Consider the following 16,158-nt stretch of genomic DNA (forward strand, 5'->3'; position numbering starts at 1 on the left):
TCGCCTTACGGTGGAGCTGTGCGTAGATGTGATCAAGAGACAGCCGGTCGGCGTGTCGTTGCTGCGGCGCGGTCCGATGCGCTGGAAGTCGTAGCCGCGCACCGAGCCGCCGCCGCCCGCGTAGAAGCGCATATGCGGCGGCACGTCGAAATAGGAGGAGGTGCCGAGAATGCTGCCGACGGAGATTCGTCCTGCCAGGATCGTGCCCTTGTCGCTGGTGAGGTCGTGGTAGGCACTGGCGGTGCCGCGCATCCGCACAAAGGTCTGCCCGCCGTTGATGGCATAGATCGGCGAAACCAGCCCGTTCAGCCGCAGGCCGCGCGAGGGGTCGAGCAGGCTGTCCGTATCGTCCCAGAAGGCGGTGCCGAGCAGGCCCACGAGCTGGTAGTCGCGCTTGCTCGCACCGTATTCCTTGGTCTTGCCGAACTCGCCGATCACGCCGCCCGCCAGGGTCAGGCGCGGATCGGGCTTGGTCTCGACCGACACGGCCCCGGTGACGGCGTCGCGGTCATAGGCGAGCAGCCGCTCGCGGATCGCCGCCGTGTCGATCACCAGCGTCATGTTGCGCCCGAAGATCCAGGGCGAGCGGAGATTGGCGCCCACCCGGGCGTTGAAGCTGTTGCCGGAGCTGCTCTGCGAGGTCCGGCCGACCGAGCCTTCCAGGCGTAGCCGCTCGGCGCCGCCAAAGAGGTTCCGGTGCTCCCAGTACACCGTCGCGGTCGGGCCGTTGCGGGTCTCGTAGGCGCCGGTGACGCCCAGGGCGCGGCGCGGCCGCTCGGAGACCAGGAAGGTGACCGGCAGGCGCCCGCTGCCGTCCAGCGCCGTGCCTTCCTGCGCCCGCACCATGCCGAAGACGCCGAGATCCACGAGGTCCCGCCGCACCCGGGACAAGGTCTGCGGGCTGTACTCCCTGTCGGTGAGCTGCCCGGCCACGGCGTTGAGCATGCGCGGGCTGACGCGGGTCGCGCCCTCCACCTCCGGCGTGGCGAAGCGCGCCTGCGGCCCGGGCTGGAGGTGATAGACCACCTCCATGAGATGCGTGTCGAAATCGACCGTCACCTCCCGCCGGGGGATGGAGGCGAAGGGATAGCCGGCATCGCGCAACGAGGTGACCAGCCGGTCGCCGGCCGAGATCACGTCCTCGGCCCGCGCGGGATCGCCTTTGGCGAGGCCGGTGATCTCCCCGGCGGCGGCCAGGTCGCGGCCGGGGTCTTCCGGCGCGACCCGGAGCAGCCCGATCCGGAAGCGCTCGCCCGGCTCGGCGCCGACGGCCACCTTCACCGGCTCCTTGCGGCCGGCCAGCCGCGCGGCGAGCTGCGGCGTTTCCGGCGGCTGCCCGTCGATCAGCACCACCGGGCGCCCGCCATAGAAGCCTTCCGCCCGCAGCGCGCGCGTGACCAGCCCCTGTTCCTGCAAGGCGCGGGCGACCAGCCCCTCGGCCGAGGTGGGGGCGACGCCCTGCAGCCGCTTCAGGGCGGAGATGGACGAGATCGCGGAATCGACCTCGGAGCTTCCGGTCGGGCGGAACTCGGTCTCATAGGGGACAGTGGCCTCGTCACCCGCGCCCTGGTCCGCCGCCCCGGTGCCGGCGGCCGGGGCGCCGGGCTGGGCTGAAGGGGGGGAGGCCGCCCCCGCCGGGCCGCCTGCCTGGCTGCCCCCTTGGGCCAGTGAGATCTCCGCGGGCATCGCGACCACGAAGGTGAAAGAGGCAAGCAATGCCGGAAGGCGATGGAGCATCGGCAATGAAAGGGCTATCCCCCGAAACCATGAACCCGGAACTCGTCGAAACCCTGACCGGTTGGCGCCGCCACCTGCACGCCAACCCTGCCCCTACCCTGGATGAGGGACCTACGGCGGCGTATGTGGCCGCACGTCTGCGCGAGCTTGGCGTGACCGAGATCGCCGAGGCCATCGGCGGGCACGGGCTGGTTGCCACCCTGCGGCGCGGCGGCGGCAACCGCTCGGTCGGCCTGCGCGCCGACATGGACGCGCTGCCGATCCAGGAGGCCGCGGCCGACCTGCCCTGGGCCTCGACGCGGCCGGGCGTGATGCATGCCTGCGGCCATGACGGCCATACGGTGGCGCTGCTCGGCGCGGCGGCTCTGCTGCTCCGGGACGAGAGCTGGTCGGGCACGGTCCATCTGGTCTTCCAGCCCGCCGAGGAGGGCGGGGGTGGTGCCCGCTCCATGGTGGCGGACGGTCTCTTCGAGCGTTTCCCCATGGACCGGATCTTCGGCTGGCACAACTGGCCGGGCCTGCCGGTGGGCACCATCGCCGTCCATGACAGCGCGGTCATGGCGGCCGGCCGGCGTTTCAACATCGTCATCCGCGGCCATGCCGGTCATGCCGCCCTGCCGCACCTGACGCGCGACCCGATCCTCGCCGCCGGCCACGCCATCACCGCCGTGCAGTCCATCGTGGCGCGCTCGGTGGACCCGATGAAGACGGCGGTGTGCAGCCTGACCACGATCCATGGCGGCGAGGCCTCGAACCAGATCGCGGCGGAGGTGGTGCTGGACGGCACCATCCGCTTCATCGACGACGAGGTCGGCCGGCTGATGATCGAGCGGCTGGAGGCCATCGCCGCCGGCCTGGAGGCGAGCTTCGGTGTGCGGGCCGAGGTGCGGGTGCTGGCCGGGGTCGATGCCACGATCAACCACCCGGCGGAGCGCGAGCTGGCCGCCGGGGCCGCCGGGGCCGTGGCGCCGCTGCGCCGGGACGTGGGCCCCGCCATGACGGGGGAGGATTTCAGCGCCTTCCTGCAGAAGGTGCCGGGTGCCTTCGTCTGGATCGGCAACGGCCCGGCCGAGGGCGGGCGGGAGCTGCACAACCCGCACTACGATTTCGACGACCGCGTGCTGCCGGTGGCCAGCAGCTACCTCGCCGAGGCGGCGAGGCGGGCGCTTTCCGCCAAGGGCTGAGGCGCCGGGCGGCGGGAAGGGGGACTCAGCCGAGCCTTTCCCGCAGCCAGCGTCCCGCTTCCGCCACCGCCTCGTCGGCGGCGCCGACCCGGCCCTGGGCGCGCAGGAAGCCGTGCACCGTGCCGGGAAAGAGGCGCGACAGCACCTCCACCCCGGCCTCCCGCATCCGCCCGGCCAGGGCCAGGCTGTCGTCGCGCAGCACGTCCAGCTCCGCGACCTGCAGCAGGGCCGGGGGCAGGCCACGGAGATCGGCGAGGAGCGGCGAGGCGAGGGGGCTCATCCGCGCCTCCTCCTCCGGCGCGTAGAGGCGCCAGAACAGCGCCATCCGCTCCCGCGTCAGGCCGAAGCCCTCGGCGAACTCGCGCTGGCTCTCCGTATCGCAGCGGGCATCGTAGCAGCCATAGGCGAGCAGCAGCCCGCGCAGCGCCAGCCCCGGATCGGTCTCCCGCAGCAGCAGCGCGGCCGCGAGGGCCAGGTTGGCCCCGGCCGAATCGCCGCCCAGCACGATGCGCGCCGGGTCCAGCCCCAGCGAGGCGCCATGGGCCGCCACATGGCGCACCACCCCGGCCACCTGTTCCAGCGCGATGGGGAATGCGGCCTCGGGCGACAGGGCATAGTCCGGCGCCAGCACGGCGCAGCCGGCGGCCTGGGCATAGGCGCGGAACAGGCGGTCATGCGTGTCCACGCTGTTCCAGACCCAGCCGCCGCCATGCAGGTTCACCATTACCGGCAGGGCGGCTCCACGTCCGCCTTCCACATGCGGGCGGTGCAGGCGGCAGGACAGCGGGCCGGAGGACAGGTCGAGCCGCAGGTCGCGGCTTTCCGCCATGGCATGGCCCCCGGCCGCGAGCGGCAGGTTCAGCGCCTCGGTCCGCGCCCGTCCGGCGGCGAGGTGGCGCGCCGTGTCCCGGGTGATGTCCGGGATTGGATCGGACAGCGCGGCGGCCTCCATCGCGCGGGTGAAGCGAAGCATCTCCGGATCCCAGCGCGAGTCCTGCGGCATCGGCACGGCCCTTCCTTCTCATGCCCCCGCCAATGGGCATTGACGGGGAAGCCTGAAAGCAAGATTGCCGCATCGCCTGGAAATCACCACCCTGAGGCGGCGATGACCCCTTTCCACTCCCCCAGCCTCCGGCCCGGTTTCCGGGCCGCCTCCCTTTTCGCGCCCAGGCGCGTGGCCTTCCTGGGCGATCCCGCCCTGCCGGAGACCGCGATCCTGGCCCGCAACCTGGTCGCCGGGCAGTTTAAGGGAGCGTTGCACACGATCGGCTTCCGCTGGGACGGGCTGGAGGAGGCGCCGAACCTCGACGCTCTGGAGGAGGCGCCGGACCTCGCCGTGATCTCCCTGCCGCCGGAGGCCCAGCCCGCCGCCTTCGCCGCCCTGGCCGCCCGGGGCTGCCACGCGGCGGTGGTGCCGGTCGCCGCCCCCGACCTCGCCGCCCTCGCGCGCGACAGCGGCGTGCGGGCGCTGGGGCAGCGTTCCTTCGGGCTGGCGGTGCCGCCGCTGGGCCTTAACGCCACGCTGTCGCATCTCGTGCCCCGGCCAGGGAAGCTGGCGCTGCTCTGCCAGTCCTCGGCCTTGGCCCGGGCGATCCTGGACTATGCCGAAGCCCAGGGCTTCGGCTTCAGCCTGATCGCGGGCATCGGCGGCAACGCGGATTACGGCTTCGCCGGCGCGCTGGACTGGCTGGCGCGCGACGCGGCCACCAATGCCGTGCTGCTGGACCTGCGGCGGATCAAGAACCGGCGGCAGTTCATCTCCGCCGCCCGTGCCACGGCGCGCACCCGGCCGGTGGTGGCGATCCGGCCCGGCAGCGCCTCGCGCGAGGCGCTGGGCGGAGCGGACGCGGTGATGGAGGCGGCGCTGCGCCGCGCCGGGGTGCTCCGGGTGGCGGATCTGGCGGAGCTCCTCGCCGCCGCCGAAACGCTGTCGCGCGTCCGGGTCTCCTCGCTGCGCAGCGGGGCGGAGGCGGACCGGATCGCCGTGATCTCCAACGGCCTCGCCACCGGCCAGATGGCGACCGATTCGGCGCTCCGGCGCGGCGGGCGGCTGGCGGAGATCCCGGAGGCCGCCTGGCCGATGCTGAACCTCGCCCTGCCGCCGCGCTGGCATGGTGGCAACCCGCTGGTCCTGCCGCATGGCGAGGGGCACCGGCTGGCGGAGGTGGCGGCGATGATCGCCACGCTGCCGGAGGTGGGCTCGGTGGTGGCGATCCACTCGCCGAATCCGGAGGAGGACAGCGACGCCGTGGCCGCCGCCATGGCCGGGCTCAGCGGCATCCGTGGCGCGCCGATCCTGGTGAGCTGGCTGGGTCAGGCCACCGGCAGCCCGCAGCGCTCCTTTCTCGCCCGCTCCGGCATCGCCGTCTTTCCCACGCCGGAACGGGCGGTGCGCGGCGCGCTGCATCTGGCGCAGGACCGGCGCAACCGCGATGTGGCGGCGGAGTTGCCGCCGCGCGACGTGCTCGACTTCGCGCCGGACCGCGCGGCGGTGCGCCGGCTGCTGGATGCGGTGCGGGAGCGGGGCCGGCTGTCGCTGAACGAGGCCGAGGCGCTGGGCGTCTTCGACGCCTATGGCGTGCCGACCATCGCGCGCCGCGTGGTCGCCACCCCGACCGAGGCGGGCAAAGCGGCCATGGAGCTCGGCTTCCCGGTGGTGCTGAAGCTGCTGAGCGCCGAACTGCCGCGCAAGACGGAGATCGGCGGCGTCGCGGTCGGGCTGCGCGACGTGAAGAGCGTGCGGGCCGCGGGCCTCGCCATGCTGACGCGCGCGGCGCAGGAGCGGCCGGACTGCCGCATCGACGGGCTGCTGGTTGAGCGGCAGGCGCAGCCCGGCGCGGAGCTGCGCCTGCGCCTGGGCGACGAGGTGATGTTCGGCCCCTGGATCGGCTTCGGTGCCGGCGGCACCACCGCCGACCTGCAGGCCGACGAGGCGGTGGACCTGCCGCCGCTGAACCGCGTCCTGGCCACGGCGCTGATCGGCCGCACGCGGATCTCGCGCCGCCTGCATGGCTGGCGGGACCAGGAGGCCGTGAAGGTCGAGGCGGTGTCCGACGCGCTGGTGCGGCTTTCGGCCCTGGTGGTGGATTTCCCGGAGATCAAGGAAGCCACCATCAACCCGCTGATCGCCACCGCCACGGGCGTGATCGCCGTGGATGCCGACCTGCGCCTGCGGGCGGAGGGCGAGGCCGCGATGCTGGCCATCCCGCCCTATCCGGCGGAGCTGGCGGAGCCCTGGACGGCGCCGGACGGGCGCCGGCTGATGGTCCGCCCGATCCGCCCCGAGGATGCGGCCGCCCAGGCGGAGGCCTTCCGGAATATGGACCCGGACGATATCCGCTGGCGCTTCTTTGGCGCCATGCGCGAGCTGCCGCGTGCCCAGATCGCCCGCATGACGCAGATCGACTATGACCGGGAGATGGCCTTCGTCGCCATCGAGACGGGTGAGGACGGGGTGGACCGGATCGTCGGCGTTTCCCGCCTGACGCGGGAGGGGCAGGGCAACAGCGCCGAGTTCGCCGTGGTGGTGCTGCCACGCTGGAAGGGCAAGGGGCTGGGCCGCCACCTGATGCGGCGGGTGCTGGACTGGGGCCAGGAAACCGGCATCCGTCGCGTGGTGGGCCAGGTCCTGGCGGACAACACGCCGATGCAGGCTTTCGTGACCCGGCTCGGCTTCCACCTGCACCGGCTGGAGGACGATGTCCTGGAGGCGAGCCTCGATCTCTGAGGACTGCGGGGGCTGGCACGGTGCCGCCCCCGCGGGTTTCAGTCGTTGCGCGAGTGGCTCTGGATCAGCTCCCGCACACGGGCCGCCGCGCTGGCGCCCTTGAGCGCGTCGCGCCACACCGATTCCGCCACGCGCTGGTGGATGGACACGGCCTCGTCCGCCCCGGTGATCATGCCGACGCCGACGGCATTGAAGGGCGAGACGTCGGGGGCGAAGGGGTTGGCGCAGAGATGGGCGCGCTCGCGGTCACGGAAGACCACGAAGGTGCCGGCCGGATCGCCGCCTGGCAGCAGGCCGAGCTGCAGGCCCATCGGCTCGCTCTCCATCAGCTCGGCAATGCGCTCCACCTCGGCGCGGGCCGCCGCGCGGCAGCGGTTCCGGACGCGGTCGGACAGCGGCATGGCGCCGGCCACGCCATCCTCCAGCAGCCGGCGCAGGGCGCCTTCGCCCAGCATGGCGATGATCGAGGGCCGGCGCTGGGCATAGAGGCGCTTGCGCGTGGCGAGCTGGCTGAGCGCCTGTTCCGCCGTGGTACGGGCCTGCATCCGCTCCGGCGAGGCATCGGCGGTCTCCGCCAGGGCCTCGGCCAGCGCCCCCTCCAACGCGTCCGAGGACACCTGTACGCAGAGCGCCCCGCCCACCTGCAGAAGCTGGTCGGCCTGTTCCTCGATCTGGCGCAGGCGCTCGGTAAGGGCGAGGGGCCGGGAGAAATACTCGACACCGATCCCCAGCAGGGACAGTGGCGAGATTTTCAGCAGCTCCGCGAGGCGCCGGATCGTGTCCAGCTTGATGACCTCGCCCTTCTCGTAGCGATAGAGCGCTGCACGGGACACGCCCAGGCGCGCCGCGATCTCCTCGGCCCGGAGACCCGATTCGAGCCTGTAGGCGCGTAATTGCTGCCCGATATCGGCAAACCGCATGCAACCCCTCGTGATTTAAGCGTGTTGGCCTCCGGTCGGTCGAGCCCCATAACCGAACCGAAGCATTTCTCGCAAAATGCGGCGGCGCCCGAAGCGTATCAACAGGAATCTACATTTTTTGATGCGTCGCAACGATCGTCGCTTCGGGCCACGCCATGCAAATCGTCTTTCTGCTTCTTTCCACTATCTTTAATGGACGTGCCACAGGCAGGCGGAACGCAGGGGCTGCACCGGAAGCGTCGATACCCTGAACCCGGCGGTCCGTCAGGTTTCCGAGGCGCGTTTTCCGCTCCGGCGCGTTCGATTCGGCGGACGGCCCGCCTCCGGATGCCAGGGATGGCCGGAATCTCGCCGGCGACCCCGTCGGAGGCGCGCGAGGCGCCCGGCCCGGCCCGCCCGCATCCTGTCCCCTCGTACCCCTGCGTATTTCCCTTGGCGCCGATCCGGCCTAGAGCGGAAACGCGCGGATGGATCGGTCTGGCCGTGAGCTGGCCCGTATCCGGGGCAGGCGACACGGCGGGACCCCGTCCCGGGACCGGAACCGCGCCCGAATCCTTGGACGCCGAGAACATGGCACGAATCCCGGAGACCCCGGACGACTCCTTCCGGCCGGCGCAGCTGATCGGCGCCCTGGCCCTGCTGGCGCTGCTGGCTGGCTGCCTGCTGGTGGTGCGCCCCTTCCTGTCCGCGCTGCTCTGGGCGGCGATCCTCAGCTACTCCACATGGCCCGCCTACCGGCTGCTGCGGGACAGGCTGGGGCTCTCCGCCAACCTCGCCGCCGTCGTCATGGTCGGCGCCATGTTCCTGGTGCTGGGCCTGCCGCTGCTCTTCGCCGCGCCCACCAGCGGGGCGGATGTGGAGAACCTGCGCCAGATGGTGCGCCGGGCCACGGAAGGCGGCCTGCCGAGCCTCTCCGGCCTGGTCGGCGCCATCCCCGTGCTCGGCCCCTGGCTGCAGGGCCATGTGAACCGGCTGGGCACCGACCTGTCAGGGATTTTCCAGACGCTGCAGCCCTATATCGGCAGCGTCGCGCAGCTCCTGCTTTCCGGCGTGCTGGGCATCCTGTCCGGGCTGGCGGAACTGCTGATCGCGATCCTGCTGGCCTTCTTCTTCTTCCGGGACGGCGCGAAGCTGGCGGATGCGGTGCAGCGCATGGCGGAGCGGATCGCCGGCGCGCGCGGGCGGCACCTCGTGCTCCTGGCCGGGGATGTGACCCAGGGCGTTGTCTATGGACTGCTGGGCACGGCGGTGGCCCAGGGGGTGATGACCGGCTTCGGCCTCTGGCTGGTGGGCGTGCCGCAGCCGGTGCTGCTCGGCGTCGTGGCGGGCTGCATCTCGATCCTGCCGGTCGGCGCGCCGGTGGTTTGGATCCCGGCGGCGGTCTGGCTCTTTGTCGAGGGGCGCCCCTGGGCCGGTGGCTTCATGCTGCTCTATGGCGCAGGCGGGATCTCCTCGGTGGACAACTTCATCCGCCCCTGGCTCATCGCGCGCGGCGCCGACCTGCCCCTGTTGCTGACCCTGCTCGGGGCGCTGGGCGGCGCCTTTGCCTTCGGCCTGCTGGGGCTGTTCCTGGGCCCTGTGCTGCTGGCCGTGGGCTTCACCATCCTGAAGGAATGGCTCGGCCAGCCGCCTGCGGCAGGGATGGACCAGAGCGGATCGCCGAAGGGCGCAAGCCCGGAGGCGTGAATCCGCCCTGAAGACCTCAGCGGAAAGGAACGGCGGCGACCACGTTGTAGGGCGAGCCGTCCACCAGCTTGGTGGACCATGCCAGATAGACGACCACGCCCTGCTCCTCGTCGATGAAGCGGTGAACCCGCGTCTCCTTGAAGAACAGGCTGGTGTTGCTCTCGAAGACCTTCTCGCCACGGTCACCACGCTGGGCCTTGTCGGTCACCTGCACCGGCCCGGTGGCGACACAGTTCAGGCCGAAGCGCGCCGGGTCCTCCGCCAGACCGACCATGCCGGACACGCCGCCCGTACGCGCCTGGCTGATGTAGCAGGCCACGCCGGACACGTCCGGGTCGTTGAAGCGTTCCACCACCACGCGGTGGGAGCGGGTGAGGCCGAGATTGGTGACGGCGGTGTTCACATAGCCGATCTGCTTGGTCTCGTCCGCCGAGGCGGGCAGGGCGAGGCATGTGCCGAGCAGGGCGGCGAGGGCGATGCGGTGGGGGCGGCTCATGGGCGGGGCTCCGGTTCCGGGCAGACCTCCACAGGAATGCCGGGGTGTTGTCCGCGGCACCAGAGGGTGCTGCCCAACGGCCGGGGACGACAGCCGGTTGCGCGGCGCGCCGTGGCGGGGGCCGTTGGCGCGCCGCTCGCGGAACTCAGTGCTTCTCGACGCCCCAGAAGACCGGGACCGTGGTGGGCCGGATTCCGGTCAGGCTGGCGCGCCAAGCGGCATTGGTGCGGAACTGCCCGGCATTGACATAGGGCACCGTCTCGTAGGCACGGGCCTGCACCCGGTCGAGCAGCGCGCGGCGTTTCGCGGGGTCGTTCTCGCTCCACCACTCATGCCGCAGCGTTTCCAGCTCCTTGTCGCAGGGCCAGCCGGACAGCCCGCCGTCGCAGGGGCTGGCGAGATAGAAATTGGACAGCGGATCGCCCGCGTCGAAGGCATTGGCGACGGTGACGAAGAGGTTCCAGCCCTCCTTCCTGTTGCGGCGCTGGCCCAGCGTGCCCCAGTCCATGGAAGGCAGGTCCACGTTCATGCCCGCCTGCTTGAGGGCCTCCGCCATCACCAGCGTCGCCGCGTTGTTCAGCGGCTGCTCCGTGGAGTTCAGGAAGACCACGGGCGAACCGTCATAGCCGCCCTGGCGCAGGTATTCCCGCGCCCGGGGCAGGTCCTGCTCCTTCAGCCCGCGCGCCCCGGCGGCGGTCTCCAGTGGTGTGCCGCACATGAAATAGGCGGGGCAGTAGGGCACCTGCTCGGCGGAGCGGATGCCCATGCCGTCCAGCACGTCCTTCTGGCTCACCGCGAAGAGCAGGGCCTGGCGCGCACGCTCGTTGTCGAAGGGCGGCTGCGCGTGATTGGGACGCAGCCAGACCATGTAGCCGACCGGGTTGATCGGCTTCACGGTGAGCTGCCTGTTGCGTTCCAGTTGCGGGATCAGGTCCGGCGGCGGCTGCTCGATGAAGTCGATCTCGCCGTTGCTCAACGCATTGGCGGCAACGGCGGCATCGGGCATGGCCAGCCACTCGATGCGGTCCACCTTGGGCTCCTTGCCCCCGGCCAGCCCGTCCGCCGGCTCGGGGCGCGGCCTGTAGGCGGGGTTGCGGACATAGACGGTGCGGTCGCCGACGCGCCATTCCTCCTTGCGGAGGATGAAGGGGCCGGAGCCGGTGGCATCGGTGATCTGGGTGTTCGCCGGGGCCCGGGCGATGCGTTCCGGCATCACGAAAAGGGCCGAGCCGGTCGGGCGGGCCAGCGCTTCCAGCACCAGGGCGAAGGGCCGGCTGAGCTTCAGCTCGAAGCTCTTCTCGTCCACCGCGTCAAGCGAGGCGGTGGCGGCGGCCATGGCCTTGCCCACCACGTCGCGCTGCGCCCAGCGCTTGATCGAGGCCACCGCGTCAGCCGCCCGCACCGGCTGCCCGTCATGGAAGGCGAGACCGTCGCGCAGGGTGAAGCGCCAGGTCAGGCGGTCATCGGAGGCGGTGTAGCGGTCCACCATCTGCGGCTTCGGCACGCCCTGGCTGTCCAGGGCGAAGAGCTGGTCGTAGACGAAGAAGCCGTGGTTTCGCACCACCGCCGCCTGCGAGAAGACCGGGTCGAGGCTGGTGAGGTCGTTGATCAGCACCACGCGCAGGGTCGTGTCGGCCTGGGCGGCGGGGGCGGAGGCGAGCGTGGCCGCGCTTGTCAGGCTGGCGGCGGCGAGGCGCAGGGTCAGGGCAAGGGCCCCGCGGCGTGAGGACATGGCGGCATCTCCGCTGGCGGAATGGCGACAAGCCGCCCCGGTCTCCCGGGGCGGTGCGTCGGATCGGCCGCATGTCAGCACGGACCGTGCCAGCGGGCGAGGGCGGCGCCCTCAGTCCCCGAGGGCCACGCCCTCCCGCCGCGGATCGGCGCCGCCGACCATGCCCTCCGGCGTCACGCGGATCGCCTGAGTGCCCGAATTCATCGCGCGGATATCCACGGTATGGCCCATCGCCTGGAGCGCCGGGGCAAGGCCGGCGGCGGCGGTGCCGCCCTCCAGCTCCACCGCGCCGCCCAGCGTGCCGACATGCGGCAGGGCCAGCGCCGCCTGTGGGTCGAGCCGCCAGTCCAGCATGCCCAGCAGGGCCTGGGCGACATAGCCGATGATCCGCGCCCCGCCGGCGGAGCCGACGGCGGCGACCAGCCGGCCCTGGCGGTCGAAGACCAGCGTGGGGGACATGGAGGAGCGCGGGCGCTTGCCGCCCTGCACCTGGTTGGCCACCGGGCGGCCATCCACCTCCGGCCGGAAGGAGAAGTCGGTCAGCTCGTTGTTCAGGATGAAGCCGCGCACCATCAGCCGCGCGCCGAAGGCATCCTCGACCGTCGTGGTCATGGCCAGGGCGTTCCCGGCATCGTCCACCACGATCACCTGGCTGGTGCCGTGCTCCGGCTGGGGCGGCATGGGGGAAAGCGGCACCTCGTTCGGGTCGCGCCAGCTGGGATTGCCGGGGCTGGGCTGGGCCATGGCGCGGCCGGGTGCCACCGCCTGCGCCCGCAGGGTCAGGTAGGCCGGGTCCAGCAGACCGCGCAGCGGCACGGGCAGGAAATCGCTGTCGGCCAGGTACTGGTTGCGGTCGGCGAAGGCGAGGCGCCCGGCCTCGGCGATCAGGTGCGCCGCCTCGGCACCGCGCGGATCGAGGGCGGAAAGGTTGAAGTGCTCCAGCACGCCCAGGATCTGCGCCACCGCCACGCCGCCGGAGGAAGGCGGCGGGAAGCCGCAGACGATGTAGAGGCGGTAGGGCGTGCAGACCGGCTGCCGCCGCTTCGGCGCGTAGCCGGCGAGGTCGTCGGTGGTCATCAGCCCGCCCTCGCCATAGTTGCGCACCGCCGCGGCGATGTCGGAGGCGATGGGGCCGCGCAGCAGCGCCGCCGCGCCGCCATCGGCGATGGCCTGCAGGGTGTCGGCCAGGGCCGGGTTGCGCCGCACCGTGCCTTCCGGCAGCGGCACCGGATCATTGGCGAGAGGCGCGGGCGAGAAGAAGTAGCTCCGGGTCGCGGGGTTCCGCCGCAGTCGCTCGGCATCGTCGGCGATGGCACCGGCCAGCCGGGCGGAAACGCGGAAGCCCTCCCGCGCCGCCTTGATCGCGGGCTCGAAGAGCCTGGCCCAGGGCAGGCGGCCATTCTCCTTGTGTGCGGCCTCCAGCATGGCGATGGCGCCGGGCACGCCGATGCTGCGGCCGGACATGACGGCGTCGTGGAAGGGCAGCGGCTGGCCGTCGCGCAGGAAAAGGCCCGGCTGCGCGGCGGCGGGGGCGGTTTCCCGCCCGTCCCAGGCGGCGATCCTGCCGCTGGCCGCGTCGCGGTACAGCATCAGCGCACCGCCGCCGATGCCCGAGGACTGCGGCTCGACCAGGGTGAGCATGGCCTGCACGGCGATGGCCGCATCCACCGCGCTGCCGCCCTGGCGCAGCATGGCGAGGCCGGCCTCCGCCGCCAGGGGATGGGCCGCCGCCACGATGTGCCTTCTGGCGACACCGGCCTGCGGATGCAGCGCGCCCGCGCTATCCTGCGCCGCCGCCGGCAGTGAGATGAACAGGGCGAGGCAGAGGACAAGGCGACGCATGAGGCGGACTCCGACGATCGGTGCCCCGGAGCGGGACGGATCCGGCCCAGATGGGGCGGCGGGCAGATTGCGCCAGGATTGCGCCGATCCGAAGGCAGGCCGCAGGCGGGCGGAGAGCCGGGGGCGTGCGGCCGAGTCCCTGGCGGCGGAGGCGCTGCGGGCCGAGGGCTGGGCGGTGCTGGCCCTGCGGGCACGCACGCCGGCCGGGGAGATCGACCTGATCGCCGAGCGGGAGGGGCTGCTCGCCTTTGTCGAGGTGAAGGCGCGGCCCGATCTCGCCGGCGCGGCGCTGGCCCTTGGGCCCCGGCAGCGCGCGCGGCTGCTGGCCGCGGCGGAGGCCTGGCTCGCCCTGCATCCCGGCCATGGCGGCGCGGGCATCCGCTTCGACGTCATCCTGGTGGATGGCGCGAGGCGGATGCGGCGCATCGCCGATGCCTTCCGGCTGGGCGACTGAGGCTCAGTCCACGATGAAGAGCTTCGCGCCCGTTTCCGTGGAGGAGCGGTGCGGCGCGTCGCCGAAATCCGAGACGGTGTAGCCATGCCCGGCGGTGAGGGTGACGCTGCGGCCGTCCTTCAGCTCGCTCCTCAGCGTGCCTTCCAGCACGTAGATGATGTGGCCACGGTCGCACCAGTGGTCCGCCACATAGCCGGGCGAATACTCCACCACGCGCATCCGCACGTCGCCGTTGTTCAGCGTGCGCCACAGGGCGGTGCCGGTCTCGCCCTTGTGCTCGGTGGCGGGCAGGGCGTCCCAGTGGACGGGGGTGAAAGGAAGTGCGGGCAGCTTCAAGGCCGGTGGCTCCATGTCGGTCGCGCGGCCCGGTTCTGCGCCCCTGGCCGGCCCGGCGCAACGAGGTGGCCCCGTCGCCTCAGCGCGCGCGGTAGGCCAGCGCCTCCGCCACATGGGGCCGGCCGATCACGGCGGAGCCGGCGAGGTCGGCGACGCTGCGTGCCACCCGCAGCATCCGGATGAAGCCCCGGTTGGACAGGCGCAGCCGTTCCACCGCGCGTTCGGCCAGGACCAGCGCCTCGGCGGACAGGGCGGGCTTGAGGTGGTCCAGGCTGGCCTCCGCATTGGTGCGCGGCCCGTTGCGGCCCCAGCGTTCCGCCTGCATCGTGCGGGCCTGCGCCACCCGGCCGGCCACCACGGCGCTGGTCTCCCCGGCCGGGGCGCGGGCGAGTTCCCCGGCGGGGATCGGCTGCAGGGCGATGCTCATGTCCAGCCGGTCCAGCACCGGGCCGGACAGCTTGCCGCGATAATCCTCGCCGCAGCGGGGCGCCCGGCCGCATTCGCGCCCGCCTTCGCCCAGATAGCCGCAGCGGCAGGGGTTCATCGCCGCCACGAGCTGCACCCGTGCCGGGTAGGAGACATGGGCGCTGGCGCGGCTGATGGAGACGGTGCCGCTTTCCAGCGGCTGGCGCAGCGCCTCCAGCGCCGGGCGCGGGAATTCCGGCAGCTCGTCCAGGAAGAGCACGCCGCGATGGGCCAGGCTGATCTCCCCCGGCCGGCCGCGCGGCCCGCCGCCGGTGAGCGCGGCCTGGGAGGCGGAATGGTGCGGGTCGCGATAGGGCGGGCGCAGGCTGAGGCGGCCGCCTTCCAGCAGCCCGGCCACGGAGCGGATCAGGCTGACCTCCAGCGCCTCCTGCGCCGAGAGGTCCGGCAGCAGCCCGGGCAGCCGCGCCGCGAGCATGGATTTCCCGGCCCCCGGCGGGCCGATGAAAAGCAGGTTGTGGAAGCCCGCCGCCGCGATCTCCAGTGCCCGCTTGGCACTTTCCTGCCCCCGCACCTCGGACAGGCAGGGGGTCGAGGCATCGGCAGGCGAAGGGGCGGGCAGGGGCGGCTTCGGCGCGGGCAGGAGCTGCCGGCCGGTGAAATGCGCGATCAGGCGGTGCAGGTCCGGCGCGGCGACGATCTCGGCGGAGGAGACCCAGGCCGCCTCCGGCCCCTGGGAGGCCGGGCAGACCAGGCCGAGCCCCGCCTCCGCCGCCGCCAGAGCGGCGGGAAGGATGCCGGGAATCGCGGTGAGGGCGCCATCCAGCGCCAGTTCGCCCAGGGCCGCGAAGCCCTGGAGTTCGTCGGCGGGCACGACCTCCATCGCCGCCAGCAGGGCAAGCGCGATGGGCAGGTCGAAATGCGTGCCTTCCTTGGGCAGGTCGGCCGGGGCGAGGTTCACCAGGACGCGGCGCGGCGGCAGGGCCAGGCCCAGCGCCGATAACACAGCCCGCACCCGCTCCCGGCTCTCGGCCACGGCCTTGTTCGGCATGCCGACGAGGTTGAAGGCCGGCAGGCCAGGCGCGATCTGGACCTGAACCTCCACGGGGATGGCGTCGATGCCATTGAAAGCGAAGGTCACGACGCGGGCCATGGTCATGCAACCCATGCTAGAGTGTGATTATTCTTCCCTCAACCCGACTGCCGCGCCGTCTGCATCTTGCCCATCCTGGCATGGCGCGTGCAAACCTGACGGCATGACCTGGAGCATCCTGGCCCGCGACCCCGAGACCGGCGAGCTCGGCGCGGCGGTGGCCACCAAATTCTTCGCCGTCGGCGCGCTCTGCCTGCGGGTGGAGGGACGCCTCGGCGCCGTCGCCAGCCAGGCGCTGGTGAACCCCATGCTACGAGAGAAGGCCCTGGACGGGCTGCGGGCGGGCGGCGGTGCCGGAGAGGTGCTGGCGGCCGTGACCGCGGGCGATCCGGGGCGCGAGGCGAGGCAGTTGCACATCCTGGCAGCGGCCGGAGGAACGGAGGGCGGCAGCGCCCGGCATACCGGAAGTGGCTGCGTGGGCTGGGCCTGTCTCTTGATCACATCTACGCACAGCTCCACCGTAAGGCG

General features: G+C 72.4%; 13 protein-coding genes. 5 read left to right on the top strand and 8 right to left on the bottom strand.

From position 1 onward, the window contains the following. Window positions 1–1,737: autotransporter assembly complex family protein (locus ROTAS13_RS08130; RefSeq protein WP_075822039.1), on the bottom strand; the 1,737-nt coding region annotated here is incomplete at its 3' end. Window positions 1,738–1,766: 29 nt separating this feature from the next. Between ROTAS13_RS08130 and ROTAS13_RS08135 the strand changes: the two genes are divergently transcribed. After that, window positions 1,767–2,921, top strand: a complete 1,155-nt coding sequence (locus ROTAS13_RS08135; RefSeq protein ID WP_075822040.1) for an amidohydrolase — start codon at window positions 1,767–1,769, stop codon at window positions 2,919–2,921. 25 nt (window positions 2,922–2,946) lie between these two features. Here the strand turns inward: ROTAS13_RS08135 and ROTAS13_RS08140 are convergent, their stop codons facing one another. After that, window positions 2,947–3,894 (bottom strand): alpha/beta hydrolase, encoded by a 948-nt coding sequence (locus ROTAS13_RS08140; protein ID WP_252571236.1) that lies wholly within the window; start codon window positions 3,892–3,894, stop codon window positions 2,947–2,949. 132 nt (window positions 3,895–4,026) lie between these two features. Between ROTAS13_RS08140 and ROTAS13_RS08145 the strand changes: the two genes are divergently transcribed. Then, window positions 4,027–6,648, top strand: a complete 2,622-nt coding sequence (locus tag ROTAS13_RS08145) for a bifunctional acetate--CoA ligase family protein/GNAT family N-acetyltransferase (protein ID WP_075822041.1) — start codon at window positions 4,027–4,029, stop codon at window positions 6,646–6,648. A 38-nt stretch (window positions 6,649–6,686) separates the two neighbouring features. Here ROTAS13_RS08145 and ROTAS13_RS08150 read toward each other — a convergent pair whose 3' ends face one another. Further along, entirely contained in the window at window positions 6,687–7,568 is an 882-nt protein-coding gene (locus ROTAS13_RS08150) for a helix-turn-helix domain-containing protein (RefSeq protein ID WP_019459920.1), read from the bottom strand. 570 nt (window positions 7,569–8,138) lie between these two features. Between ROTAS13_RS08150 and ROTAS13_RS08155 the strand changes: the two genes are divergently transcribed. Further along, window positions 8,139–9,254 (top strand): AI-2E family transporter, encoded by a 1,116-nt coding sequence (locus tag ROTAS13_RS08155; RefSeq protein ID WP_075822046.1) that lies wholly within the window; start codon window positions 8,139–8,141, stop codon window positions 9,252–9,254. Between the two features lie 16 nt (window positions 9,255–9,270). Here the strand turns inward: ROTAS13_RS08155 and ROTAS13_RS08160 are convergent, their stop codons facing one another. The 3 genes from ROTAS13_RS08160 to ggt form a co-directional block, all read right to left on the bottom strand. Beyond that, the gene (locus ROTAS13_RS08160; protein ID WP_019459918.1) at window positions 9,271–9,750 is read right to left on the bottom strand and encodes a CreA family protein; all 480 of its coding nucleotides are present in this window, start codon (window positions 9,748–9,750) and stop codon (window positions 9,271–9,273) included. 145 nt (window positions 9,751–9,895) lie between these two features. Next, entirely contained in the window at window positions 9,896–11,482 is a 1,587-nt protein-coding gene (locus tag ROTAS13_RS08165; RefSeq protein WP_075822042.1) for an ABC transporter substrate-binding protein, read from the bottom strand. Between the two features lie 111 nt (window positions 11,483–11,593). Next, window positions 11,594–13,324 (bottom strand): gamma-glutamyltransferase, encoded by a 1,731-nt coding sequence (ggt, locus tag ROTAS13_RS08170; protein ID WP_075822043.1) that lies wholly within the window; start codon window positions 13,322–13,324, stop codon window positions 11,594–11,596. Between the two features lie 67 nt (window positions 13,325–13,391). Between ggt and ROTAS13_RS08175 the strand changes: the two genes are divergently transcribed. Next, a complete protein-coding gene (locus ROTAS13_RS08175) occupies window positions 13,392–13,778 on the top strand; it encodes a YraN family protein (protein ID WP_075822044.1) in 387 nt (128 codons plus the stop codon). A 3-nt stretch (window positions 13,779–13,781) separates the two neighbouring features. On the opposite strand, the gene ROTAS13_RS08180 is transcribed toward ROTAS13_RS08175, so the two are convergent. Both ROTAS13_RS08180 and ROTAS13_RS08185 read right to left on the bottom strand, forming a co-directional pair. Then, a complete protein-coding gene (locus tag ROTAS13_RS08180; RefSeq protein WP_019459914.1) occupies window positions 13,782–14,114 on the bottom strand; it encodes a DHCW motif cupin fold protein in 333 nt (110 codons plus the stop codon). Between the two features lie 79 nt (window positions 14,115–14,193). Next, entirely contained in the window at window positions 14,194–15,696 is a 1,503-nt protein-coding gene (locus ROTAS13_RS08185) for a YifB family Mg chelatase-like AAA ATPase (RefSeq protein WP_075822045.1), read from the bottom strand. 97 nt (window positions 15,697–15,793) lie between these two features. Here ROTAS13_RS08185 and ROTAS13_RS08190 point away from each other — a divergent pair. Further along, window positions 15,794–16,158, top strand: a 365-nt coding sequence (locus tag ROTAS13_RS08190; RefSeq protein WP_139323287.1) for a DUF1028 domain-containing protein, incomplete at its 3' end; no start/stop codon positions are given.

This window comes from Roseomonas sp. TAS13 (assembly GCF_001950415.1).
Taxonomy (GTDB): Bacteria; Pseudomonadota; Alphaproteobacteria; order Acetobacterales; family Acetobacteraceae; genus Roseomonas; species Roseomonas mucosa.